Source organism: Streptomyces seoulensis (assembly GCF_022846655.1).
Classification (GTDB): Bacteria; Actinomycetota; Actinomycetes; order Streptomycetales; family Streptomycetaceae; genus Streptomyces.
Genome location: NZ_AP025667.1, coordinates 3,011,379 through 3,034,764 on the forward strand (window position 1 = coordinate 3,011,379; position 23,386 = coordinate 3,034,764).

Consider the following 23,386-nt stretch of genomic DNA (forward strand, 5'->3'; position numbering starts at 1 on the left):
ACGACCGGTCAGCGCTGGCGTGCGGGCGCACCTGAGTGGACGTACCCTGCCCACACCGAGGGAGCCCTACTCCACAGGCCGCGAAGCCGCAGGACCGCCTCGCGCAGAGCGGTCGCCGCCCCGTCCGGGTCACCGTCGGCCGCCAGGCGCTCGTACACGGTCCGGACCGGCCCGCTGATGTGCTCGTCGTCCACGGGCCACAGGGTTCCCACGACCTGCCGGTAGCCCGAGACCTGGAAGGCGGACGCCAGGTGCAGGGCCTCGTCCGGGAGCCGCCAGGAACCCGCGGCGGTCCGGCAGGCGGACAGGAAGGCGAACTCGGCGTGATCGAGGGGGAGTGCGGCGATCTCCGGCACCGCGAGCGGACGGGTCAGGTGATCAGGGAGCAGCAGACGGCTGGCCGACGGTTCGACGACGTCGCTGATGCCGTGACACGCGAAGTGGACCCACGGGGCGCGGCGAAGCAGGGCCACCACCTCCGAGAACGTGACGTCCGGCCCGGAGAGGACATCGGCACGCTCCCCGAACAAGGCGCTCAGCCACTCCACTTCGGCCTGGGCGCCCGCCAGATCGGGCAGCGCACGGCCATCCGCGAGCGGCCCGCCGGCGATGTGCGGGACACCGATCGCCGCGACGCGCACCGGCGTCACGGCGGTGCCGGGAGCGGCCGGGCGTGCCGCGTGGGCCAAGGCCCGCAAGGTGGGGGTGTACGACGAGACCGCCCGGTCGATGACGGTCCGTGGCCGGGCGTCGAAGCGCGTGTCGTGATGCCCGGCCGCGTGGAGGGGGAGGAACGACACGGCCCCGGACGGACACCACCAGATGCGTGCGGGGCCGTCGTCCGGCCGGGTGTCCAGCGACTCCAGGACGGGCTCTGCGATGGTGTCCCACAGCCATTCGAGCGTCTCGGTGATTCTGGCCTGGGCAGCGGGTGCGAGCGCGGGACCGGCGGCCCGTTCGACCTCTTCGACGGCATCGAACAGGGACGCCGCATGCTCGACGGCGGAGGCGACGGTCAGGTCCGGGAGGGGCACCGGGGGCCGGATGCCGTCGCGGCTCACCACGATCGCGTCGCAGCGCAGCGCCGAGCAGTTGACCAGTACGGTGTGACCGTCCGGGAGCGAGGACAGCAGTTCCGGCAGAGGCGGCGGCTTCAGGAAGTCGGCGTACTCGGGGATGGCGCGAATCTCCCCGACGACGGCCGCCAGCTCCTCTCCGATGCGCTGGTGCCGTGCGGCGGAGAAGCGGGCGCTGCCCGGACCGAGTGTCGAACGGCTGCTCGCGGTGCTCGCGTCGAGTTGCCGCAGTGCAGCGCGGCAGGTGGTGAAGCGGTCGGCGAGGCCGGCGTCATGCTGTCGCAGCCCGGTCAGATCAGGCCGCTCGTCCAGAGCCTGTCCGATCAGGACACCGCGCATCCGCTCGAACAGCGCCACGGCGGTGTCGACGTCCCCGGCATTCAGCAGGGCGGCCGTCGCCGACCACGAAGCTCCCTCCACCTTGGCGAGCCGTAACTCGCGGTCGATCAGGGCGATCGTCCGAGGCGCCGTCAGGCCGACCAGTTCGCCCGCCCTCCGGTACCCCTCGGCCGACAGCTCCCACCGGCCGGCCAGTCCGGCCAGCCAGCCCCATCCCGTCGCGGCGACGACGGCCTGACCGGGCGACGGCGACGCGGCGGCCAGCCGGTACGCGGCGACCCCGGCCTCCATGTCCTGGCTCCGGGCCGAGAGGCCGAACCGCACGCGGTAGGCGTTGCCCAGGTTGTGCTGGACCGTCGTGGCGAACGGGTGCCCGGGAGTCAGGAGTCCGGCGGCCCGGACGAGCGCCTCCACCGCCGCGTCGCTGTCCTGCGGCGCCCGCTCCGGGGCGGACATGGCCCGGCTCAGGAGGGCGTTGGCCAGATTGGTCAGTGCGAACGGCCGCTGGTGGGCCGGCAGGGTGGCCGAGACGGAGTCGCGTGCGGCCTCCACCGCGTCACCGATCGCCTCCGGTGTGCCGACGAGTTCGGCGCGTACCCGCATGGTGTTGCTCACGTTGGTCTGGATCAGTCCGAGGTCGGGATGGTCGTCCGGGCACAGTCGCACGGCCTCCCGGCCGGCTCGAACGGCCTGGTCGACCAGGTTCACGTCGCGCTCGATCTCGGCCTTCACGGTCAGCGCGCTGCTGAGACCGGACTGATGCCGGGCCTGGGCCGAGGGCGCCTGTCCGGGCTGTCCGACGGCCGTGCGGGCGGCGTCGACGGCGTTGTCCAGGTCGGTCCGGTCACCGGTCGACTCGCCCCGGATGCGCAGTGCGTTGCTCAGGTTGCCCAGTGCCACCGCGTACCGAGGGTTCTCCGGCCGGCACGCTCGGACCGAGCGGGTGGCCTCCGTGATCGCTTCCGCCAGGTCGTCGAGGCTGCCGGACGACTCCGCCCGTGCCCGCACTGCCATGGCCAGGTTGTTGGTGTGCGCCGCCAGGTCTTCGTTTTCCGAGGAAGCGTTCGCCGCCTCACGCAGGCGGAGCACGGCCCCCTTCAGATCGTCTGCGCTGCCGGTGAGAGCGGATCGGGTCAGCAGCGCCAGACCGAGGCGGGACGCGTGTACGGGACGGTCCTCGCCGGTCGCCGGAGTGCGGGCCAGTGTTTCCGTGGCGAACACCACCGCCGCGTCCAGGTCGTCGCGGCCACCGGTGCGTTCACCTCGGAGCCGGAGCGCTTCGGCGAGCAGGTCGCGGTGGTACAGCTCGTGAGGCGCGTGGTCACGAACGGCACCGCGCAGCAGCCAGATCGCCCGGTCCAGATCCGCGACGGCGTCGGTGACTCCGAACCGCGACAGCCGCCCTGTGGCGCAGTGGCCGTACCCCGGTTCCGCCAGGACCTCCCGCAGGTGTGGCGACAACTTCTCGGGTCGCTGCCGGCGCACCGGCCACAGCCAGTAGACGACGGCTTCGTACTCGGGACGGTCCTCGCCTTCGGGCAACAGGCAGTAACGCAGCCAGTGCATGCGACCGAGGATGCTGGAGGCTTCCAGGTCGTCGGACGGTTCGCCGATGATCCTCGCGAGGGTCGGCAGCGCCTTCTCCACCTCGATGTGGAAGGCCAGAGCACGGTCATTGGTCTCCGCGTGCTTCGTCAGTGCCGAGTCCAGCCCCGTCAGCAGAAGGCGCTTGGTGATTTTGTCGAAGAGCTGACCCATTCCAGACTTCCCCCCTGGCGGCCTGTTCGGGAGCGCATCATCTCAGAGGCGGAGAAAGCGGGCTACGGTCACGAGGGGGCGGGGAAGGCGGCTGCTCCCGCGACTTTCCTGACCACGGCCGTGAAGTAGCCGTGTTGGCAGCCGGTTTCGGGCGCGGGCCACGTGCCTCCGCTCCACGAAGCCGCTGTCTCAGCGCTGGCGTCCGTGTCCGCCGTGCCGTCGGTTCTGCTTCCTGCTGGGGCGTCTGCCCTTCGCCTTCGCCTTGGCGTTGCCGGTGCGTCCGCCCGCAGCCTGCACGGGGTGCCCCCGCCAGTCGGTGCTGTGGTCGTCCGACAGGCTCGCCGCATACGTGAGCGCGTGCTGGATCTGCAGCGACAACAGGCGCTGGGACTCGGATGAAGGGAGCTCGCTCTGCCAGGGGCAGACTGAGTACCAGCCCTCATCCGGACCGGTGAGGGGTGGGCGGGGGGCTCCAGGTTTCAGGGGCTCGGCCGGCCTTTCGGGAAGGCGAAGCAGCAGCACCTCGGTACCCCAGGCGACGGCCGCGGCGATGCCCTTGGCCGCCAGCACCGGCATCCCGTACGTCGCCAGGACGGGCCATCCGGGAGCGAGGTCCTCCAGCCTCTCGACCAGATCGGGATGGGTGTGCAACTCCCACCCGTCGTACGCGTAGGCACCCCGCTCCTGTACGACGCCCTGTTCCCGCAGCAGGGTGAGCAGCGCCGCGTTCTGAGGCAGGTCCGGCAGCAGCGTCATGCCGCGACAGGCTACGCGCGGTTCGGCGGTGCGGACAGGGGCCCCATCGGGATGCGGACGTCGATCTGCGTATCGGATTCCCCGCCGCAGGCTGACCTGAGCAGGCATGTAAGGGTGTGGCATGACGACGGACCGATTTGAAGTCACGCGCCAGATGGCTGCCTCCCCGTCCACGATCTTCGAAGTGCTGCGATCGCCTCAGGGCCACGTGGCCATCGACAGCTCGGGCATGCTGCAGTCCGCAGAGGGCGACCTCGTGAGTGCCGTAGGGGACCAGTTCCTCGTCCACATGGACCGGGAAGCCCTCGGAGATCTCCCCATGGGCCGCTACGACGTGACCGTGATCATCACGCGCTACGAACCCGACGCGCTCCTGGAATGGACGATCTCGGGCACCATCCAGCCGCCCATCCGCCACCTGTACGGGTACCGCCTCGCGCCCAACGAGTCAGGCACGCTGGTCACTTCGTACTACGACTGGAGCCAGATCGACGACAAGTACCGTGAGACGGGCATCTTTCCGGTCATCCCGGAAGCCGGCCTGCGTGCCACGCTCGGAATCCTTGCGCGCACGGTCGCACAGGGAGCGCGCCAGCGATCGCAGGTACCGGGTGCCGGCGAATAACGCGTCGCCCGCCCGCTGTGTGCGGTGTTTTGCGCCGATATCTCCCATAGGTCCGAGGTAGCGTCGGCCGCACGAATGGCGAGAGGAGGTTCCCTCCGCCACGAACTGTGGGTCCGGCCTGATCTATCGGAGGTGTGGTCGTGTCGGTCGACATGAGCACCGTGGACGAAGCGAAGCTGCACGAACTGCTCGGGAAGGTCGTGACCGATCTGGGCGCGGTCGCGGCGGCGCCCCTGGCCCTGCTGGGGGAGAGGCTGGGCCTCTTCCGGGCCCTCGTGGACGGCGAGGCCGTCACCCCGGGGCAGCTCGCGGAGCGCACCCGGACCGCCGAGCGCAACGTCCGCGAATGGCTTGCCGCGATGGCCGCCAGCGGATACCTGACCTACGACGGCGAAGACCGCTTCCGTATGACACCGGAACAGGGTGCCGTCTTCGCCGACGAGAACAGCCCGGCCTTCGCGCTCGGCGGGTACCAGGCGTTCCTGTCCTGCGGCTCGGCCGAGGAACAGGAAAGGCTGGCGCGCGCCTTCCGGGACGGCCACGGTGTCGGCTGGCACGAACACCACGCGGACCTGTTCGCGGGGACCGGCCGCTTCTTCCGTCCGGGCTACGCCGCGCACCTGGTGGACGAGTGGCTCCCGGCGCTGACCGGTGTGGTGGAGAAGCTGCGCACCGGCGGCAAGGCGGCCGACGTGGGATGCGGACTGGGCCACTCCACCCTGATGATCGGCAAGGCGTTCCCGGACGCGCTGGTGACCGGCTTCGACAGTCACGAGCCGTCCGTCGAGGCGGCCCGGGAGCTGGCGGAGGAAGCCGGTGTCGAGGGCCGGGTCTCGTTCGAGGTGGCCGGTGCCAAGGACTTCACCGGCGGGCCGTACGACCTGATCGCGTTCTTCGACTGCCTGCACGACATGGGTGACCCGGTCGGCGCCCTGGCGCACAGCAAGGAGCACCTGGCCGAGGGCGGCAGCATCATGCTCGTGGAGCCGTGGGCCGGCGACCGGCTGGAGGAGAACCTCACCCCACTCGGCCGCACCTTCTACAGCGCCTCGACCCTGATCTGCACGCCTGCCTCGCAGTCCCAGGAGGTCGGCCGCGCCCTGGGCGCCCAGGCCGGCGAGGAGCGCACCCGCCAGGTCGCCTCGGAGGCGGGCCTGACCCGTTTCCGCCGGGCGGCACAGACGCCGTTCAACATCGTCTACGAGGTTGGCATCTGACGGGGAACGCCGGCGGCGCACCATGGACGGTGACGAATCCACGTCACCGTCTGCACAGCGAGTTCAGAGCTAGAGCCTGCCCGAGCGTGTGACGCCACGGCGCCTCCGACCAGGTCGAGGCGCCACAGCCATCGGGAGTTACCAGGTGCCGTGTTCAGGCCGGCGGCATCGGCTCGATCGCGGCGGACACCTCGGCAAGAAGCGACTCGACCTCCGCTCCCCAGCGCGAGCTCACCACCAAGTCCCTTGCCGGATCGACCCATAGCAGGTGGCCGCCGCCGTTTCCCCGCGCGCAGCGGCCGGTGGACGGGGCCTGGGGCCACACCGTGCGGTGGTCGTTCAGCCACCACGAGAGCCCGTAGTTGGGCTTGACCGGGCAGGGCCGCCACATCTCCTCGAACCACCTGGCGGACAGCAGCCGGCGGCCGCCCCATCGCCCGTTCCGCAGACACAGTTGCCCGATCCGGGCGAGGTCGAGAGCGTTGATCCACAGTCCGCCGCCCCAGTGGGCGCCCCCGGCCACCACGGCGATGCGCCGGCCGTCGACCTCGACCGCGGAGTCGGCGTAGCCGTGCCAGGACCAATCGGACGAGGCCCCGATCGGTTCCATGATCCGCTCGTGCAGCACGTCGGGCAGGGGCCGACCGAGCAGGACGGTGAGCGCGAGGGCGGTGAGGTTCACCCGGACGTCGTTGTAGGCCCAGCCCGCTCCGGGCGGTCCACCGGCTGACTCCGTTCCCTCACGGGTGCTTTGGGCGTCGGCCCAGGTGGGCTTGGACCACAGCTCGCCCTCCCACTGGCTGGACTGGTCCAGCAGGTGCCGCCAGGTGATCCTCCGCGCGTTTGCGTCGTCGAACTGCGGCAGGTCGACCGATCGGCACACAGGCTCGTCCAGCCGGAGCAGACCGTCGTCGAAGGCCAGCCCGGCCACCAGGGACAGAACGCTTTTCGTGGCGCTGAAGGCCATCTCCGCCCGCTCCGGGTCTCCCCACGCGGCGAGGACCACGCCGTGCCGCACGACGACCCCGCTCGCCCCGCCCCCGTCGAGCAGAGGGCCCAGCACCTCCCGATGCGAGACGTCGGAGACTTGGGCGGCCAAGTAGGAGCCCATGTCCTGGACACCCGGTACCGGGCGCTCGGCCTGTTCCTTCGCGGCATGCGCCAGCCGGACAGCATCCACTCCCGCCCACGGGTCGCCGCCGTACCCGCCCTCGTCCAGGCACTGCCCTACGTTTTCCATCAGCCCCACCCTCAACGCCTCTACGGACCGTCCGGATATTCCTTACCCACGAGCCCCCGACGCACCGACTCCGCCCATGCCGTGCCAGGAGCGAGTCGGCGCGAGTGAGGCAGTGCGACCGGATTCCCGGCATCGCGCTGTAAGGATCTTCGACTGCCGGACACATACGCGACTGGAGGGGATGTGGAGACATCAGATGAGCAACGGTTCACGGAGCTGTACCGCGAACACCACCCTGCCGTCGACGCGTACGTCCGACGCCGTCTGGACGGTTCGCACGCGGTCGACGATGTGGTGGCGGAAGTCTTCCTGACGGCCTGGCGGCGATGGGAGGACGTTCCCCGGGACGCGGCTCTTCCGTGGCTGTACGCGACGGGCCGACGCCTGATGGCGAACACGCGGCGGTCGGATCAGCGCCGGGTGAACCTGGTGGACGCGGTGGGTCGGCAGGGCAGTCACCGTGTCGAGGACCACGCCGACACGGTGGCGGGGCAGGCGGCGATCGCGGCGGCCTTCGATGCCCTGCGTGAGCAGGACAGGGAAGTGCTCGGCCTGGCCTTGTGGGAGGGGCTGACGGCGGGACAGGGGGCGAAGGTGCTCGGCTGCACGACAGCCACCTTCCACGTGCGCCTGCACCGGGCCCGCGCCCGCCTGCGCAAGCACATGGACACCACCAGCGCGGACACCGTACAGCGAGCCTTGACGACTCTTGGGGGAGCGGATGCGTGACATCGACCAGACTCTGCGCGAGATCAACCCGGTCCGGACGGGCCGAGCGGCCGACCCCGCGCGGCTCGACGCCATCCTGAGCACCCCGCGTGCTGCCACCGGTGCGGTCGGCCGACCGCGGGTGCGGCCACGATGGGTGTGGGCTGTCGCCGCCATGGCGGTCACGGCCGGACTGTTCGCCTACGTGGTGGTGGACCCCCTAGGGGTCTCCACCCAGCCCGCCCTCGCCGTCACTCCGTCGCCCCTGCGGGTTCAGCTCACCGACCAGCCGGCCGCCGAGGTGCTGAAGAGGATCGCCGACCGGATCGACGATCAGCCCGACACTCGGATCAAGCCGTGGACGGCGGAGCATTTCATCGGCGACGACTGGGCCCTGTCCAGCCGTATCGACGACGTCCAGGTCACCTCCGCCGTCATCACCGAGCACCGTGAGACATGGCAGAAGCCCGACGGATCGGCCCGCTGGAAGGCGAGGACGCTGCCGCCGGTGTTCCAGAACGCCCGTCAGCGGAAGGTCTGGGAGTCGGCCGGGGCGGTGGGCAAGGAGTCGCGACAGTGGAGTGGTGACGCCGGCCCGGAACCCCTCGTCGAGCCGCCCGCCACGGTCGACGGCATGCGCAAGTGGCTGGCGAACGGCCAGTACATGGGACCGGGACTCCTGTACGAAGTGATACCGGAGCGCTTCCAGGACCACGTGTTCTCGCCTGCCCAGCGCGCCGCCCTTTTGCGCGTCCTGGCTGCCACCCCGGGCGTCGTCCACGCCGGATCGGTCAAGGACCGGGCGGGCCGCACCGGGGAGGCGTTCTCCCTCACCGGCCGGTTCGGCGGACTGCCCAACAAGCGCACCCTGGTGTTCGACCCGGCCACCGGAGACCTTCTCGCCTACGAGGAGCAGCTGCGGCAGGACACGGGCAAGCTGGGCGTGCGGCCGTACTCCGTCATCGGGTACTCCACCTTCCTCAAGGCCGAGCGGCTTCCGTGATGCGGCGGACCGGGCCCAGAAGCAGTCGGCCTCGTCGTCCGGCGAGCCGAGGCTCTGGCGATGCCGGTGGAGAGCGACGTCAGGCCGGCTGCCACAGTTCGACCCGGTTGCCCTCGGGATCGGTCACCCAGCCGAACCGGCCGACGCCCTCCATGTCCTGCGTCTCCTCGGCCACGGCTGCCCCCTTGGCGCGCAGTTGCGCGAGCATCGCGTCCAGGTCGCGGACCCGGAAGTTGAGCATCGTCCGCTGGGCGGGGGACCCGAAGTAGTCGGTGCCGGACTCGAAGGCCGCGAACACCGTCGGCCCGGCTCCCTGGCGCCACAGGCCGTGCTCGTCGGCGTCCAGGCCGAGGCAGTCGCGGTACCACGCGCTCAGGGCCGTCGGGTCGTCGGCCCGCATGAAGTAGCCACCGATTCCAAGTACACGTTCCATGCCGTCATCCTGCCAGGACGGTGATCGGGAAGGGGCCGGCATCACCCCGCCGTCCCCGCTCCACCCCGTCCGTTCACGCGTCCGCGGTGTCCTTGAGGGAGTCACAGGTGTTCTGGAACTCCTCCATCAGCCGCGTGGCCTCGACGACGAGGACGCCGTAGGGGCGCGAGGCGTCCGACAGGGGCAACTCGTTCTCCTGGGCCGCGGCCAGCACCTTCTGCAGTGCCTCCTGGGCGATCGTGGCGAGCCTGCACATCTCCGCGGCCTGTTCGGTGAGGGTGTCGCTGTCGAGTTCGGCGATGACGTGGGCGATGTCGCGCAGACTGCCGGCGAAGTCCGCGTACGCCTTGAGGGCGGGCGCGTAGGTGTACGTGCTCTCCGTCTCGCGCCAGCGACCCAGGCTCCGGGTCAGTGAACCGAGCTGGTAGACCGCGCGTTCCAGAGCGTCGACGCTCTGCCGGTAGCGGTCGAAGCTCAGGTAGCTGCGGTGGGCGGGCAGCAGCCGGCGCGGGTTGAAGGGGAGGCTGTTCTCCGCCGTGCTCAGCCCCGCCCGGGCCTGCCCGACCGCGCGCTGCGCGCTCTCGCCCGCCCTGCGCCACTTCCCGGCCCGCTCCGCGTCCACGTCACCGGTGCACAGGCCGTCGGCCATGTCGTCCAGCAGCGTCTCGATCTCCGACGCCAGTACCTGCAGCCCGTGCTCGGCGCTGCGGTACCGCAGCGGCGGCGCGATGCAGAGGTTCACGATCAGGCCCAGGCCGCATCCGATGAGCACCAGGACGATGATCTGTCCGAGCTGGTTCACCTTGTCGCCGGTGGTGGTCGCGGCGGCGTAGGTGGAGAAGGCGAAGAAGGCCGCGGTGGCGACCTGCGAGCGCTGCTCTCCCAGGGCCGGCCACCGCCCGATGCACAAGGCGACGACGGCGACCAGCAGGAAGGCGAACAGGTCCGGGCCGACGACGAAGCCGATGGCCGCCTGGACGGCCACACCGACGGTGACCGCGGCCGTGTAGCGCAGGGCCTGCCAGACGGACTTGTAGATCGTGGCGTTCATGATCAGTACGGCGGAGAAGGGCGCGAACGCCGGCGAACTCGCGTTCAGCAGATCATGTGCGACCCACCACGCCAGCGTCGACGCCAGCGCGCTCTTCCCGACCAGGAGGACCGTGTTGCGCTCGTGTCCCGGCGCGTTCCACGCCCGCCTCAGCCATGCCCGACAACTCCGCAACCGCTCCACGCGTCTCGCCCCGTGCTCCCGCTCGCCACATCCGTACCAATTAGGCGGTTACCCGATGCGGCGCATGTATGCGAAGAGACGGCAAGTACGCCATCCACCTGGGGATCGGTGCGGGGGCGTACGCCGCAGATCGCGCGACGCCTCCGGACCTGAGAGTCATCCGCCTGCTAGTGCTCGACCCTGATGTCGGTGAAGCTGATGACGAAGGCGTCGGGGTCCTCGTCCTCGTCCAGGTGGTAGCTGGCACTGGCCCATGCGTCGGTGAGAAGCACCCGGCGGGCGGTGGGGGCGGCGGGGTCGCCCGCGATGAGGACGACGTCCTGGTGGGTGTCGGTGTTCTCGACGTCCTCGATCCAGGCGGTGGTGGCCGGGTGACGGACGTCGCCGCGGGTGAGGATCACGTCACCCGAGAGGGGCACCGGGGCCTTGGCGTCGGAGGCGAGGAACGTGTCGATGTCGAGTTCGGTCCCGGCAAGGGTGAGCTTGGTGACGGAGGCGAGTGGTTCGGCCTGGTCGCCGGCGAGTGCGAGGTGGTACGTGGTCATGAGCGGGTCTCCTGGTGGCGTCGGCGGGGTCAGTACAGTTCGGGCGACGTGCGAACGGGCATGCGGACCTTGAAGACCGTGCCGTTGTCCAGGAAGAAGATGACGCGGGCGTTGTCGCCCGGAGTGATCAGGTGGGTCGGCTTCTCGAACATGATGTGGTAGCTGCCCGGCACGAGCGCGAACTCGCCCTTGCCGGGGACGGTGACGCCGTCGACCTTGACCATCTTGGACGTCTCGCCGTCGACGACGCTCCGGTAGATCGTGATGCGCTGGTAGTCGGGGCTCTTGAGCTTGGTGATCTTGATGTCCTTGTCGGCGGAGCTCCGCAGCGTGATGTAGCCGGCGGCGGGCAGCGCGTTGGGCAGCCAGCGGACCCAGGCACTGTTCTTCGCGGACGTGATGTCGGTGGAGACCGGCGTCTTCGCCATCGATGTGACTTCCTTCCGTGGGGTCCCGCGACCTCACTCGCCGTCACTCTATGCAGTCGCCCGGTCGCGGTGAGGGTGCCCGACTGGAAGATCATCCGATCCGGTGGTGCGTGCGTGTGTCCGGAAGCCGAGGTCCGCCACTCGTGCGGGTGAGGTGCCGTGTCTTCGTCGTGGGCCGGTCGGTGCGGCCGGGAAACTGGGCGGGCCAGTAGGCCGCACACCGGAGGATTCGCATGGCGGAAGAGCTGTACGCGACGCTGAAGACCAACAAGGGCGACATCGTGGTCCGGCTGCTGCCGAACCACGCCCCCAAGACCGTGCGCAACTTCGTGGAGCTCGCCAACGGCGACCGCGAGTGGACCGACCCCTCGACCGGTCAGCCCAGTAGTGAACCGCTGTACGACGGAACGGTGTTCCACCGCGTCATCGAGGGCTTCATGATCCAGGGCGGCGACCCCCTGGGCAACGGGACCGGCGGGCCCGGGTACAAGTTCGCCGACGAGTTCCACCCGGACCTGGCGTTCACCAAGCCCTACCTGCTGGCCATGGCCAATGCCGGGCCGGGCACCAACGGGTCCCAGTTCTTCATCACCTTCGCGCCCACCACGTGGCTCACCGGCAAGCACACCATCTTCGGAGAGGTGGCCGACGAGGCGAGCATGCGGGTCGTCGACTCCATCGGCACGACGGAGACCAACCCCCGCAACGACCGGCCGGTCCAGGACGTGGTCATCGAGAAGGTCGTCGTCGAGACCCGCTGATCCAGGCGGGCTCAAGGCGTCGTCACCGGCACCGCCGTCCGCGGGGCGGGCGTCAGTCCAGGGCCACGTTCTTCGTCTCCGGCGCCCACGCCACCGACGCGACCAGGCCCACCGCCAGGACGACTGTCAGCACCAGCATCGTGGGGGAGAACCCGGCGTGCTCGAGGCTGAGCGGCAGCAGGAAGGTGCCGATGGCGGAGCCGATGCGGCTCATGCCGTTGAGCAGGCCGACGCCGGAACTGCGCAGGTCGGTCGGGAACAGCTCGGCCGGATAGACCTGGTCGAGGTTGACCGCGGCCGACATGGTGAACGTGAACAGCAGGAACAGCGGGAAGAGCACGGCCGTGGGCGCGTCGGGCCAGGCCGCCATGGGGGCGAGCGAGGCGATGAGGACGACGAAGGACCAGATCGTCAGCCCGCGCCGGCTCATTTTCGCCACGAACCACAGGCCCGCCACGCTGCCGCCCAGCAGGAACAGGTTCAGCACGCCGTCGCTGGTGGTGTCCTCCTCGCCGACCCCCATCTTGGCCAGCACCAGCGGCAGGAAGGTGTAGATGGCGAAGTACGGCACCACCTGGGCGTTGTAGAAGATGATCCCGAAAGCGGTGCGCCGCCAGTACGCGCGTCCGAACAGGTCGCGGTAGCGCGCCTGCGGCCGCTTCGCCGCGGCGCGCGCGATCCGCGCCAGTGACGCGACCGCGTCCTCGTCGCCGCCGAGGCGGCGCACCACGGCCCGCGCCTGGTCGATACGCCCGCGCGCCATGAGCCAGCGCGGCGACTCGGGCACGCCGAGCCGCAGCAGTACCACGGCCAGGGCGGGGATGCTGCTGGAGGCGAGCAGCCACCGCCACGCCTCGCCGCCGATGCCGACCACCCAGTTGCCGAGGAAGAACGCCACGACGTAGCCCACCGTCCACATGACGGTCAGGGAGGCGAGCAGGCCGCCCCGGTAGCGGCGCGGGACGAACTCGGCGACGAGGGTCGGGCCCAGCGCGTAGTCGGCGCCGATGCCGATGCCGATCAGCAGCCGCAGCACGAACAACTGGGCGGGGCCGGTCACGAAGAACTCGGCCGCCGACGCGACCGCGATGAGCAGGAAGTTGTACGTGTACAGGCGCTGACGGCCGATGTGGTCGGCGGCCCAGCCGATGACGACGCTGCCGAGGAAGATGCCGATCAGCGCCGCCGCCCCGAGCAGCCCCTCCCACACGGAGCCGAACCCCAGCTGTCCGGCGATCACCGGCAGGGCGATGCTGATGATGCCGAGTTCATAGCCGTCGGAGTAGTTGGCGCAGAACGTCAGCGCGGTGATCCGCAGGTGGAAGCGGTTCAGGGGCGCGTCGTCGAACGCCGTGGCGGCCTCGTCGCTCCCTGAGGGGCCGGGGTTGTCACTCCCGGAGGAAGAGGTCTTGCTCTGCGGCATAGTCTTCGAAACCTTCCAGTCGTTGCCGGGCCGAGGCACCGGCCGCGTCGGCCATCGCCTCCACCAGCGCCGCGGTCAGCGAGACCACCGCGGCGTGCGAGTCGAACACGGACTCGGAGGCGACCCCCGCGCTCAGCACGTCGTCGGCGAGGGGGGTGAGCGCCGAGACGAGCCGGTCCGTGATCAGAAGTGTGTGCAGGCCCAGGGAACGAGCCTGTCGGAGAGCGGCCGCGCTCTCCCGCGGGTAGCGGGGGAGCGCGACCATCACCAGTGTTCGGGCGCCACACCGGTGGGCGTGCCGCAGATGGTCGCCGAACACACTGCCCGAGTCGGTCAGCAGCCGGACGTCCGGATGAATCTTGGTGGCAAGGTAGGCGAACGAGGCGGCCTGCGCGGCCGACACGCGGTACCCCACGACGAGCAGCGGAACGGACGCCATCAGCCGCCCGGCGACGGCCCGCAGCCGTGTCTCGTCGGCGAGCTGGGCGCGCAGCGCGGCGAGGTTGCGCAGGTCGGCGTCGACGGCGGCCTGGAACTTGTTGCCGCCGCGCTCCAGCACCGGCTCGGTCGTCGCCGTGCGCAGATAGCGCCGGAACTCCGCGTACCCGTCGAAGCCGAGCAGCGCGACGAAACGGGTCACCGACGGCTGGCTGACCTGCGCGTGCTCGGCCAGCTCGGCGCTGGTCAGCGCGGCGGCGTCGCGCGGACGCTCGGCCAGGTAGCTGGCGATGCGCCGCTGTGCGGGCGTGAGACGGTGCGCCGTGAGCAGCTCGTGCAGCGACCGGGGCACCAGGTTCTCCTTCCGGCCGGCGCGGTTGTCGTCGGCCCGGTTCTTGCCAGCGGAGTGAATCAAGAGTTACATGCTATTCGCAGGAATGAATGAACTGCTGTCAAGAGGGGTGGCGATGACCGACACGAGCCGCATCCTGATCAGCGGCACCGGGCTCAGATGTGCCGACGTGGTCCGCGTGGCCCGCCGCAGCGCGTGGCCGAAGCTGGCTCCGGACGCGCTGACCAGGGCGGAACAGAGCTACGAACTGGCCGTGGAGCTGGGCGCGAAGGGCGCGGTCTACGGCAGGACGACCGGCGTCGGCGCCAACCGCCACATCGTCGTGGATCCCGACGGCGCCGACCTGCATGGGCTGCGCCTGCTGCGCAGCCACGCCGGAGGCACCGGCGCCCCGCTGCCCGACGACGCGGTGCGCGCCGTCATGGCCGTCCGCCTCAACCAGCTCGCCGCCGGCGGCAGCGGGGTGCACCCCCGGCTGCTGCGGGCACTGGAGCAGGCCCTGCGCGTCGGAGCGCTGCCGCTCGTGCACACCCGGGGCGCGATCGGCACCGGCGACCTGACGGCGCTGGCCGAGATCGCGCTGACCCTCGCCGGTGAACTGCCCTGGGAGTCCGGCGGCATCGACCCGGTGGCGATCAGCCCCGGCGACGCGCTCGCCTTCATCTCCAGCAACGCCGCGACGCTCGCCGAGGCCGTACTGGCCTGGCACGACCTGTCCCGGCTGCTGGCGGCGAGCCATGTGGTGACCGCGCTGACCTTCTGCGCACTGGGCGGCTCGGCCGAGGCGTACGACGAACGCGTGCACGCCTCGCGGCCGCATCCCGGCGCCGTGCGCTGCGCCGCGGAGCTGCGCCGACTGCTCACCTCGGGCGGCGACCTGCCGCCCGGCCGACGCCTCCAGGACCCCTTCGGGCTACGGGCCTTCCCCCAGGTGCAGGGACCCGCGCTGGAGGCCGCCGCCCATGTCGAACGAGTGCTGGAGGTCGACCTCAACGCGGCGGCGGAGAACCCGCTCATCGACACCGAGAGCCAACAGGCATACCACCACGGCCAGTTCTCCACCGCGCCGGTCGCGCTCGCCTTCGACTACCTGCGCGCCGCGCTGCACCACACCGCGGAACTGTCCGCCGCCCGCCTGAGCGACCTCGTCGAACCGGACCTCAGCGGGCTGCCGCCGTTCCTGGCCGAGGGCCCCGCGGGCAGCTCGGGCGTCATGATCCTCGAGTACGTCGCCCACGACGCCCTCGGCACGCTGCGCCACGCCGCCTCCCCGGTCACCCTGGGCACCGCGGTGATCTCCCGCGGCCTGGAGGACCACGCCAGCTTCTCCACCCACGCCGTACGCAGCACGGTGGCGGCGACGGCGGCGTACCGCACGGTGCTTGCCTGTGAACTGCTCGGCGCGGTACGCGCGTTGCGCATCTCCGGCACGGAACTGCCCGACACCCCGCTGCGCGGGGCCTTCGCCCTGGCCACGGCCGGACTCCCGCACGTGGCCGAGGACCACCCGCTCAGCGCCGAGATCCAGCAGGCGGAACGCCTCCTCGACCGGCTGGCGGCCCTGTAGACGGGCCGCCGGACCGGCTTCAGTCGAGGCAGAACTCGTTGCCCTCGACGTCCTGCATCAGGAGGCACGACTCGTTGACACCGTCGGCGAGCAGCAACTTGCCGCGCACCGCGCCGAGCGGGACCAGGCGCGCGCACTCGGCCTCGAGGGCCGCGAGGCGCTCCTCGCCCACGAGCCCGGTGCCGACCCTTACGTCGAGGTGCACCCGGTTCTTGACGACCTTGCCCTCGGGCACGCGCTGGAAGTACATGCGGGGGCCCACCCCGGTGGGGTCCATGCAGACGAACCCCGATCCCTGCTCCTCGGGCGGCAGCGAGCCGGTGTACTCGTCCCACGTGGCGAACCCCTCCGGGGGCGGCGGGACGACGTACCCCAGCACCTCGCACCAGAAGCGGGCGACGCGCTCGGGATCGGCGCAGTCGAAGGTGACTTGGAACTTCCTGATCACTGACACGGGCGCACCCTAACAGGGGAGGGCGTCGCTCATCTCCCAATAAAAACGCCCCTGTTGGTGAGGTGTGATCCCGGCGCCGAGCGGCTCGGCCGCCGTCACTTCCCCTTCTTCTTCAGCGCCGAAGGCTTGTGTACGGCCGAACGGCCGGACTTGTCGCTGCGGACCTCGTACTGGGGGTCGTCCGGGGAGGCGTCGACCGTGCGGCCGGCGGCCTCGGTGCGGTGGGTGATCTTCCGCTCGACCTTGCCGGTGGTCTCGGTGCCGTGCGTGCTCCACGCGACCTCGTCGCCCTTGGCCGGACGGTCCTTGCCGGAGTCGTTCATGGGGTGCTCCCTGGTGCCGGGGGACTCCCCACCACCCTGACCGGGTGTCCGCCCGTTCGCACCCGGGCGCGGGGTCGGCGGCGCGTCCCGGGGTACACGGTGGGGCGTAGGAGCGTGGCCGGACCGAGGAGGACATGGCGATGGACAGCGTGCGCGAGATCATGACGGGTAACCCCACGACGGTGGACGGCCAGGAGTCGGTGACTTCGGTGGCGCGGACGATGCGCGACGACGGCGTCGACGTCGTGCTCGTGGTGGAGGGCGGCAGTGTGCGCGGACTGGTCAGCGATCACGACCTGGTCGTGAGGGCGCTCGCGGACGCGGCCGACGCCGAGAGGATGACCGTGGCCGAGGTGGTGCACGGAGGTCTCGTCACCGTGGACATCGACGACGGTCTCGACGTCGTCGCCCGGACGATGGAGGAGAACTCGGTCCGGCAGGTCGCCGTCATCGAGAGCGGGACACCGGTGGGCGTGGTCGACGCGAGCGACCCCCGCCTCCAGGGCCGCTCGGGCCGCATCGACTCGCCCACCCCGGAGCACGCCCGCAGGTCCGGCAGCGACAGCTAGGGCCTGGACCCCGCGACTGCGGCGGCCCTGGGCCGCGCGGCGGCTCACCGCGCAGCCCTCGGCGCACCCTCGTAGATTGGGCCGGACACCGCTGGGAGGACAGGCATGCGGCACACCGTCACGGTCGCGGGCCCCGCAGCGCCCGATGTGGTCTGGGAGCGGTACGCGCGGTACGACGCATGGGCGCACTGGGCGCCGCATCTACGGGCCGTCGAGACGGAGGGTGACGTCATCCGGCCGGGCGCGCGGGGGGTCGTGCAACTGGCGGGCTTCCTGCGCGGCCGCTTCGTGGTCACCGAGGTCGACCGGCCGAAGGGCGCCTGGACCTGGAAGGTCGCCTTCCTGGGCATCCCCGTGGAGGTCGGGCACACGATGACGCCGGACGGCACGGGCACCCGGGTCGCCGTCGATCTGACGGGGCCGTTGCCGGTGCCTCTGGCCTACGCGCCCATGGTCGACTGGGCGCTGCACCGGCTCACCCGCGTCTGACCTCAGCGGCCGCGCCGGATCTGAGCCGCCCGCCGGGCCTCGGCCAGCTTGCGGGCCTCGTCGGTCTTGCGGGACGGCCGGCCCGCCGTGGTGCCCTTGCTGCTGCCCATGCCGCGGAAGGGGGCGTTCGTGTTCTTGGGACGCGCCGCGGCGGGACCTCCGTCGAGCGGGGTGCCGGACGGCTTACGGGCGCCGGTGATCCTGCTCAGCGCGGCCTCGCCCGAGCGCACCTTGGTGACGGTCGGCTCGATGCCCGCCTCGGACGTCACCTTGCCCAGTTCGCGCCGCTGACCCGACAGCGCCAGCGTGACCACGCTGCCTGAGCCGCCGCCGCGCGCGGTGCGGCCGGCGCGGTGCAGATAGTCCTTGGCTTCGGCGGGCGGGTCGACGTTGACGACGAGGTCGAGGTCGTCGATGTGCAGGCCGCGCGCCGCGACGTTGGTCGCCACCAGTGCGGTGATCTGCCCGTCCTTGAACTGCGCGAGGGTCCGGGTGCGCTGCGGCTGGGACTTGCCGCTGTGCAGCGCCGCCGCGTGCACCCCGCTGGCGCGCAGGTGCCGGGTGAGCTGGTCGACCCCGTGCTTGGTGTCCAGGAACAGCAGGACACGGCCCTCGCGGGCGGCGATCTCCGTCGTCACGGCGTACCGGTCGGGCCCGTGCACGACCAGGACGTGGTGGTCCATCGTCGTGACCGCGCCCGCGGACGGGTCGACCGAGTGCACGGCCGGGTCCTGGAGGTGGTCGCGGACCAGGTCGGCGACCTCGCGCTCCAGGGTCGCGGAGAACAGCAGGCGCTGGCCGTCGGGGCGCACCTGCTCGAGCGCCTCGGTGACCTGCGGCAGGAAGCCCATGTCGCACATCTGGTCGGCCTCGTCGAGCACGGTGATGCGTACGCGGCCCAGCCGGCACGCCTTGCGCTCGATGAGGTCGTGCAGCCGGCCGGGGGTGGCGACGACGACCTCGGCGCCGTCGCGCAGCGCGGCGATCTGCCGTCCGATCGACATCCCGCCGACGACCGCGGCCATCCGCAGCCCCAGCGCGTCGGCGTACGGGGTGAGCGCCTCGCAGACCTGCTGGGCCAGTTCACGGGTGGGCACCAGGATCAGGGCCAGCGGCTGCTTCGACTCCGCCCGGCGGCCCGCCGTACGCGCGAGCAGGGGGAGGCCGAAGGCGAGGGTCTTGCCCGAGCCGGTGCGCGCGCGTCCCAGGACGTCGCGTCCGGCGAGGGCGTCGGGGATCGTGGCCGCCTGGATCGGGAAGGGCTCGCGCACGTCCAGCTCCACGAGCTTGCGCTGCACCGCGGGCGGCAGGTCGAGGCCGGCGAAGGAGGGGACCGAGGGCTGGGACGCGCCGGGGTCGGGGTGGTTCATGACAAGCCTTCCGTAGAGAGGACGTACCGAGGAAGGCCCGGTAGGACGAGGGACGGTGACCGGACGGGCGGGTCACCGGCCGTCACTACCGTGCAAAAGTTTCACGCTAACACAAGGGGTGGTGACGGGCGCCCCCGGCCGGGGGCGCCGCCCGGCTCGCGCAGGAGCGGTTCGGGGGCGCACGGCATAGTGGTATGAGCTGATGCAAAAGACGCGGCCCGTGTGCGCGCACCGGGCCGGTCGACGGGAAGGCGACAGGTATGGGTGCCAAGGACCTGTGGGACCACGGGCCCGGCCCGGCCGCGGACCGGGCCGTCCGGGTGCCCGGCGGGCTCCTCGACCTGCTCCATGCCTCCGCCGTGGTCCTGGACGCCGAGGGCCGGATCGTCCTGTGGAGCCCGGAGGCCGAGCACCTGTTCGGCTACGACGCCGCCGAGGCGCTCGGCAGGTCCCTCATCGATCTGCTGGCGCTGCCGGAGGACGCGCAACGCATCCACGAACTGTTCACGCAGGCGCAGGTCGGCACCAGTTTCGCGGGGGTCTTCCTCGCCCGGTGCAAGGACGGCACGACCCGTTCGGTCGAATACCGCAAGGGCCGTCTGCACGACCCCGAGGGGAACGTGCTCGGGCTGGCGCTCGCCGCCGACGTGGACACCGTGCGCCGGGTGGAGAGCGACCTGGCCCTGTCCGAGCTGCTGATCAACCAGTCGCCGGTCGGCCTCGCCGTCTTCGACACCGAGCTGCGCTGGATGCGGATCAACGCCGCCCTGACCACCGCCAACGGGGTGACCGAGGAGGACGTGGTCGGGCGGCGGCTGGAGGACACGCTGCCGGGGGTGGACTCGCGGGCCATCGAGGCGGCGATGCGGCAGGTGCTGCGTACCGGCGAGCCGATCCTCGACCACCGCACCATCGGCCGCGTCCCGGCCGACCCCGACCACGAACACGCCTGGTCGGAGTCGTACTACCGGATCGAGGACCGGCGCGGGAAGGTGCTGGGCGTTGCGGTCTCGGTCGTGGACGTCACCGCGCGCCATCTCGCCGCGGCCGAGATCGCGGCGGCGCACAGGCACCTGGCCACCCTCTCCGAGGCCAGCGCCGACATCGGCAGCACGCTCGATCTGCGGCAGACGGCGCGGGAGCTGGCCGAGGCCGTCGTGCCCCGGTTCGCCGACCTGGCCACCGTCGACCTGCTGGAGTCCGTCGCCACCGGGCGCCGGACCACCACCGGCGAACAGGCCCGGTTCGTCACCGTCGCCGTGGCCCCCGCCCACCCGGACGACGACATGGGCGGCACCGCGCTGTGGGAGAACCTCGGCACCGAGGAGCCGGCCCCGATGATGCGCCGCAGCGTCCGGGAGGCCACGCCGACCATGATCTCCCGCGTGGACGGGGCCGCGCTGCGGCGGATCTCCGGCGACGAACAGGCGGTCGCGGCGCTCCGCAAGGCGGGTGTACGCAGCTACCTCGCGGCGCCGCTGGTCGCGCGGGGCACCGTGCTGGGCGTGCTCAGCCTGTACCGCACGGGCAACACCCGCCCCTTCGACAGCCGTGACCTGCAGATGGTGTGCGAGATCGTCGGACGGGCGGCCATCAGCGTGGACAACGCCCTGCTGTACGGCCGCGAGCGGGACACCGCGCTCACCCTCCAGCGCAGCCTGCTCCCGCAGACCCCGCCCGACCAGCCCGAGGGCCTGGAGATCGCCGTCGGCTACCGCCCCGCGGGCAGTGGCACCGAGGTCGGCGGTGACTGGTACGACGTACTGCCGCTCAGCGACGGCAAGGTGGGTCTCGTGGTCGGCGACGTGATGGGCAGCGGTGTCCGGGCCGCCGCCATCATGGGGCAACTGCGCACCACCACACGGGCCTTGGCCCGGCTCGACCTGCCGCCGGCCGAACTGCTCGGCCATCTGGACGAGACCGCCGCCACCCTCAGCGAGTCCTTCGCCACCTGCGTCTACGCGGTCTTCGACCCCAGGCGCGGCACCTGCACCCTCTCCTGCGCGGGTCATCTCCCGCCCATTCTGGTCCAGTCGGACCAAGGGGCCACGCTCCTCGACATCCCCACCGCCGCGCCCCTGGGTGTCGGGGGAGTGCCCTTCGGCACGCTGGAGGTGAAGCTTCCCGAGGGTTCTCTGCTGGCCCTGTACACCGACGGCCTGGTCGAGACCAGGGGCGACGCCATCGACGTGGGGCTGCACGCCCTCTGCCGCGGCCTGGAAGGCGCGACCGGTTCCCTTCAGCAGACCTGCGACCGGCTCCTCGACACGGTCGACCGCTCCTCGGGGGACGACGTGGCGTTGCTGCTGGCGCGGTTCGGCGGGGCGTAGGACGCATGCGCGCCGGGCGCGCCGTGGTGGCGCGCCCGGCGGAGCGGGTCAGGAGCGGGCGGTGTCCGCGCCCTTCAGGCCGAAGATGTCGACCGCGTGGTAGTAGGTCCACGCCGTCGAGTTGCAGGAGGTCTTGGTGGCGCCGGAGTAGTTGTTGCAGACGCGCTTGAGGTCCTCGTAGAAGGCGGAGTCGATACGGGACTTGTTCGCGGAGAAGGTGCCGGCGGCCTTGTAGTTGCGGTAGCCGAAGTCGTGGCGGGCGCACGCCGTCTGGAAGGGGAAGCCGAACGGGTTGTCGGGCGAGGAGCTGCAGTAGTCCGTCGACCAGTCGAAGCCGTAGGCCGCCCAGGCGCCCTGGTTCGCCCTGGCGGAGACCCACGCGTTGTAGCTGGCCGCGCTGGTCTGCGTCCAGGAGCTCAGCACCTGCGGCTTGTCGGCGGGAGCCGCCGAGGCGTCGCTCGCGAGTACCAGCACCACGGGCAGCGCCAGTGCGGCACCGGCGGCGGCGAGGGAGACGGCGTGGGGACGGCGCATGAAAGACCTCCGGAGTGTGGGGCCCAGCAAGCCTCGCGGGGTTTGCGAGGCGGGGTCAGCTTGGACCAGAACTCCGTCACATGAACAGTCCATGTCAAAGAATTCTTCGAGGAAATTCAACAAACTGTCAGCCGCAATCCGGCTCAACCCGGCAAATTCGAGGCGGACTTCGAACGCCCGGAGCCCCGGCGGACGGTCCCGCCGGGGCTCCGGTGAGTGCTCGGCCGGTCAGGCCGGGACGCGGCCCGCCGCCACGGAGCGGTGGATCTCCTCCGCCCGGACCACCGAGCGGACGTGGGATGTCCCAGCCACAGCAGCACCGGGGCGCCGAGCAGCACGAAGTGCGGTGGCGTCAATCCCATCTGTCGGCATCGTGAGCCGAGTTGGGTAGCGTGGAGTCCTGTACAGGCACAGCGAGCGACACAGTGAGGGGCGACTCGTGCGTATCTCCGTCTCCTCCGACATGGACGAACCGGTTGCCCGTCTCCTCGTGGCCGAATTGCGCGGCCGGGGGCATGAGGTGCGTGAGTACGGCGCACTGCGGGCCGGGGCGGACCCGCGGTGGGCGGTGTGCTCGGAGGCCGCCGCGCGGGACGTGGCCGAGGGTGCGGCCGAGCAGGCGGTCGTCTGCTGCTGGACCGGCACCGGCGCCTCGATCGCCGCGAACAAGGTGCCAGGGGTGCGCGCCGCCCTCTGCGCGGACGCCGCCACGGCGGACGGCGCCCGCCGCTGGAACGACGCCAACGTCCTCGCGCTCAGCCTGCGGCTCACCTCGGCGCCGCTGCTGAAGGAGATCCTCGACGCCTGGTTCGCGGCCGCGCCGAGTCAGGACGAGGAGGACCGCCGCAACGTGGCCCACGTCGAAGCGCTCGACGCGCGGCCACGCTGAGACGGTCCCCGGTGCCGGCGGGTGCCGGTGCCCCTCGGGTCAGTGAGCGCCCAGGCCGCCCCCGCCGAAGGAGCCGCTGGAACCCTTGCTCCAGCGCGGTCGGTCCTTGTTCTCGCTGGTCTTGGTGCCCATGTTGCTGAGTTCGTAGGGGAGGAGCGCGCGTCCGCCCTTGGGGGTGCGCGGTATCTCGTCGGGTTCCCGGTTCTCCTGCACCTCCCGGGTCGCACCCTCCGGAGGCAGATGCGGCTGTTCGTCCGCGCTGGGGCGGGGCGGCTCACGGTCCTTGATCCGGCAAGACATCCAGAAGCCGCCCGCGAGCAGCCCGAGCACGGCCACGGCCACGACGAAGAGCACCAGGCTGATCAGCCCGCTCGGTGCCGCCAACTGAGTCATTGCGGTGTTCATAACAGTGGAGTACCCCGCATAAAAGGTATGAACCGGACAGTAGGGGGGTGTGGATGGATGCCCTGTGTGCCCATTCGCGCACCGTCCGTGTCCTTGAAATCGCCACGTCCACCGGGCCGT

At 71.2% G+C, this 23,386-nt stretch carries 24 protein-coding genes; 10 read left to right on the forward strand and 14 right to left on the reverse strand.

Going from position 1 to position 23,386, the window contains the following annotated elements; genetic code table 11:
* Positions 1–8 precede the first annotated feature (8 nt).
* Entirely contained in the window at positions 9–3,173 is a 3,165-nt protein-coding gene (locus HEK131_RS13915; protein ID WP_244335342.1) for a CHAT domain-containing tetratricopeptide repeat protein, read from the reverse strand.
* A gap of 189 nt (positions 3,174–3,362) precedes the next feature.
* Positions 3,363–3,929: a hypothetical protein gene (locus HEK131_RS13920; protein WP_244335343.1), complete on the reverse strand. Its 567-nt coding sequence runs from the start codon at positions 3,927–3,929 to the stop codon at positions 3,363–3,365.
* 121 nt (positions 3,930–4,050) lie between these two features.
* On the opposite strand from HEK131_RS13920, the gene HEK131_RS13925 reads away from it, so the two are divergent.
* Both HEK131_RS13925 and HEK131_RS13930 read left to right on the forward strand, forming a co-directional pair.
* Entirely contained in the window at positions 4,051–4,554 is a 504-nt protein-coding gene (locus tag HEK131_RS13925; RefSeq protein WP_244335345.1) for a polyketide cyclase, read from the forward strand.
* 140 nt (positions 4,555–4,694) lie between these two features.
* Entirely contained in the window at positions 4,695–5,771 is a 1,077-nt protein-coding gene (locus HEK131_RS13930; protein WP_244335347.1) for a methyltransferase domain-containing protein, read from the forward strand.
* Between the two features lie 154 nt (positions 5,772–5,925).
* Here the strand turns inward: HEK131_RS13930 and HEK131_RS13935 are convergent, their stop codons facing one another.
* Entirely contained in the window at positions 5,926–7,011 is a 1,086-nt protein-coding gene (locus HEK131_RS13935; RefSeq protein ID WP_244335349.1) for a serine hydrolase domain-containing protein, read from the reverse strand.
* 183 nt (positions 7,012–7,194) lie between these two features.
* On the opposite strand from HEK131_RS13935, the gene HEK131_RS13940 reads away from it, so the two are divergent.
* Positions 7,195–7,740, forward strand: coding sequence for an RNA polymerase sigma factor (locus tag HEK131_RS13940; protein WP_244335351.1), 546 nt, complete (start codon positions 7,195–7,197; stop codon positions 7,738–7,740).
* Positions 7,733–8,722, forward strand: a complete 990-nt coding sequence (locus HEK131_RS13945; RefSeq protein WP_244335353.1) for a CU044_5270 family protein — start codon at positions 7,733–7,735, stop codon at positions 8,720–8,722. Before HEK131_RS13940 ends, HEK131_RS13945 begins: the two co-directional genes overlap by 8 nt.
* Before the next feature lie 79 nt (positions 8,723–8,801).
* On the opposite strand, the gene HEK131_RS13950 is transcribed toward HEK131_RS13945, so the two are convergent.
* The 4 genes from HEK131_RS13950 to HEK131_RS13965 form a co-directional block, all read right to left on the reverse strand.
* On the reverse strand, positions 8,802–9,155 hold the full coding sequence (locus HEK131_RS13950) for a VOC family protein (protein ID WP_244335355.1): 354 nt from the start codon (positions 9,153–9,155) through the stop codon (positions 8,802–8,804).
* Between the two features lie 73 nt (positions 9,156–9,228).
* A complete protein-coding gene (locus tag HEK131_RS13955; RefSeq protein ID WP_244335357.1) occupies positions 9,229–10,389 on the reverse strand; it encodes an FUSC family protein in 1,161 nt (386 codons plus the stop codon).
* Positions 10,390–10,556: 167 nt separating this feature from the next.
* Positions 10,557–10,934: a hypothetical protein gene (locus HEK131_RS13960; protein ID WP_244335359.1), complete on the reverse strand. Its 378-nt coding sequence runs from the start codon at positions 10,932–10,934 to the stop codon at positions 10,557–10,559.
* A 29-nt stretch (positions 10,935–10,963) separates the two neighbouring features.
* Positions 10,964–11,362: a copper chaperone PCu(A)C gene (locus HEK131_RS13965; RefSeq protein WP_217464357.1), complete on the reverse strand. Its 399-nt coding sequence runs from the start codon at positions 11,360–11,362 to the stop codon at positions 10,964–10,966.
* A gap of 233 nt (positions 11,363–11,595) precedes the next feature.
* Here HEK131_RS13965 and HEK131_RS13970 point away from each other — a divergent pair, with 233 nt between their 5' ends.
* The gene (locus HEK131_RS13970; protein WP_217464358.1) at positions 11,596–12,123 is read left to right on the forward strand and encodes a peptidylprolyl isomerase; all 528 of its coding nucleotides are present in this window, start codon (positions 11,596–11,598) and stop codon (positions 12,121–12,123) included.
* A gap of 52 nt (positions 12,124–12,175) precedes the next feature.
* Here the strand turns inward: HEK131_RS13970 and HEK131_RS13975 are convergent, their stop codons facing one another.
* A complete protein-coding gene (locus HEK131_RS13975) occupies positions 12,176–13,546 on the reverse strand; it encodes an MFS transporter (RefSeq protein WP_217464359.1) in 1,371 nt (456 codons plus the stop codon).
* Positions 13,512–14,399: a MurR/RpiR family transcriptional regulator gene (locus HEK131_RS13980; RefSeq protein ID WP_244335361.1), complete on the reverse strand. Its 888-nt coding sequence runs from the start codon at positions 14,397–14,399 to the stop codon at positions 13,512–13,514. Before HEK131_RS13980 ends, HEK131_RS13975 begins: the two co-directional genes overlap by 35 nt.
* A 52-nt stretch (positions 14,400–14,451) precedes the next feature.
* Between HEK131_RS13980 and HEK131_RS13985 the strand changes: the two genes are divergently transcribed.
* Positions 14,452–15,903, forward strand: a complete 1,452-nt coding sequence (locus HEK131_RS13985) for an aromatic amino acid ammonia-lyase (protein WP_244335363.1) — start codon at positions 14,452–14,454, stop codon at positions 15,901–15,903.
* 19 nt (positions 15,904–15,922) lie between these two features.
* Here the strand turns inward: HEK131_RS13985 and HEK131_RS13990 are convergent, their stop codons facing one another.
* On the reverse strand, positions 15,923–16,357 hold the full coding sequence (locus HEK131_RS13990; RefSeq protein ID WP_217464362.1) for a VOC family protein: 435 nt from the start codon (positions 16,355–16,357) through the stop codon (positions 15,923–15,925).
* Between the two features lie 95 nt (positions 16,358–16,452).
* Positions 16,453–16,680: a DUF2945 domain-containing protein gene (locus HEK131_RS13995; RefSeq protein WP_217464363.1), complete on the reverse strand. Its 228-nt coding sequence runs from the start codon at positions 16,678–16,680 to the stop codon at positions 16,453–16,455.
* Positions 16,681–16,814: 134 nt separating this feature from the next.
* Between HEK131_RS13995 and HEK131_RS14000 the strand changes: the two genes are divergently transcribed.
* Together HEK131_RS14000 and HEK131_RS14005 are read left to right on the forward strand one after the other, a co-directional pair.
* A complete protein-coding gene (locus HEK131_RS14000; RefSeq protein ID WP_244335365.1) occupies positions 16,815–17,249 on the forward strand; it encodes a CBS domain-containing protein in 435 nt (144 codons plus the stop codon).
* A gap of 105 nt (positions 17,250–17,354) precedes the next feature.
* Positions 17,355–17,738, forward strand: coding sequence for an SRPBCC family protein (locus tag HEK131_RS14005; RefSeq protein ID WP_244335367.1), 384 nt, complete (start codon positions 17,355–17,357; stop codon positions 17,736–17,738).
* A gap of 2 nt (positions 17,739–17,740) precedes the next feature.
* Here HEK131_RS14005 and HEK131_RS14010 read toward each other — a convergent pair whose 3' ends face one another.
* Positions 17,741–19,108 (reverse strand): DEAD/DEAH box helicase, encoded by a 1,368-nt coding sequence (locus HEK131_RS14010; protein WP_244335370.1) that lies wholly within the window; start codon positions 19,106–19,108, stop codon positions 17,741–17,743.
* A 260-nt stretch (positions 19,109–19,368) separates the two neighbouring features.
* On the opposite strand from HEK131_RS14010, the gene HEK131_RS14015 reads away from it, so the two are divergent.
* Complete coding sequence (locus tag HEK131_RS14015; RefSeq protein ID WP_217464367.1) at positions 19,369–21,438, forward strand: SpoIIE family protein phosphatase; 2,070 nt, start codon at positions 19,369–19,371, stop codon at positions 21,436–21,438.
* A gap of 48 nt (positions 21,439–21,486) precedes the next feature.
* Here HEK131_RS14015 and HEK131_RS14020 read toward each other — a convergent pair whose 3' ends face one another.
* Positions 21,487–21,972 carry a phospholipase gene (locus HEK131_RS14020; RefSeq protein ID WP_217464368.1) on the reverse strand — a complete coding sequence of 162 codons (486 nt, stop codon included), beginning with the start codon at positions 21,970–21,972 and terminating at the stop codon, positions 21,487–21,489.
* Positions 21,973–22,411: 439 nt separating this feature from the next.
* On the opposite strand from HEK131_RS14020, the gene HEK131_RS14025 reads away from it, so the two are divergent.
* Entirely contained in the window at positions 22,412–22,861 is a 450-nt protein-coding gene (locus HEK131_RS14025; RefSeq protein WP_217464369.1) for an RpiB/LacA/LacB family sugar-phosphate isomerase, read from the forward strand.
* A gap of 39 nt (positions 22,862–22,900) precedes the next feature.
* On the opposite strand, the gene HEK131_RS14030 is transcribed toward HEK131_RS14025, so the two are convergent.
* A complete protein-coding gene (locus HEK131_RS14030; protein ID WP_244335372.1) occupies positions 22,901–23,254 on the reverse strand; it encodes a DUF6479 family protein in 354 nt (117 codons plus the stop codon).
* Positions 23,255–23,386 lie beyond the last annotated feature (132 nt).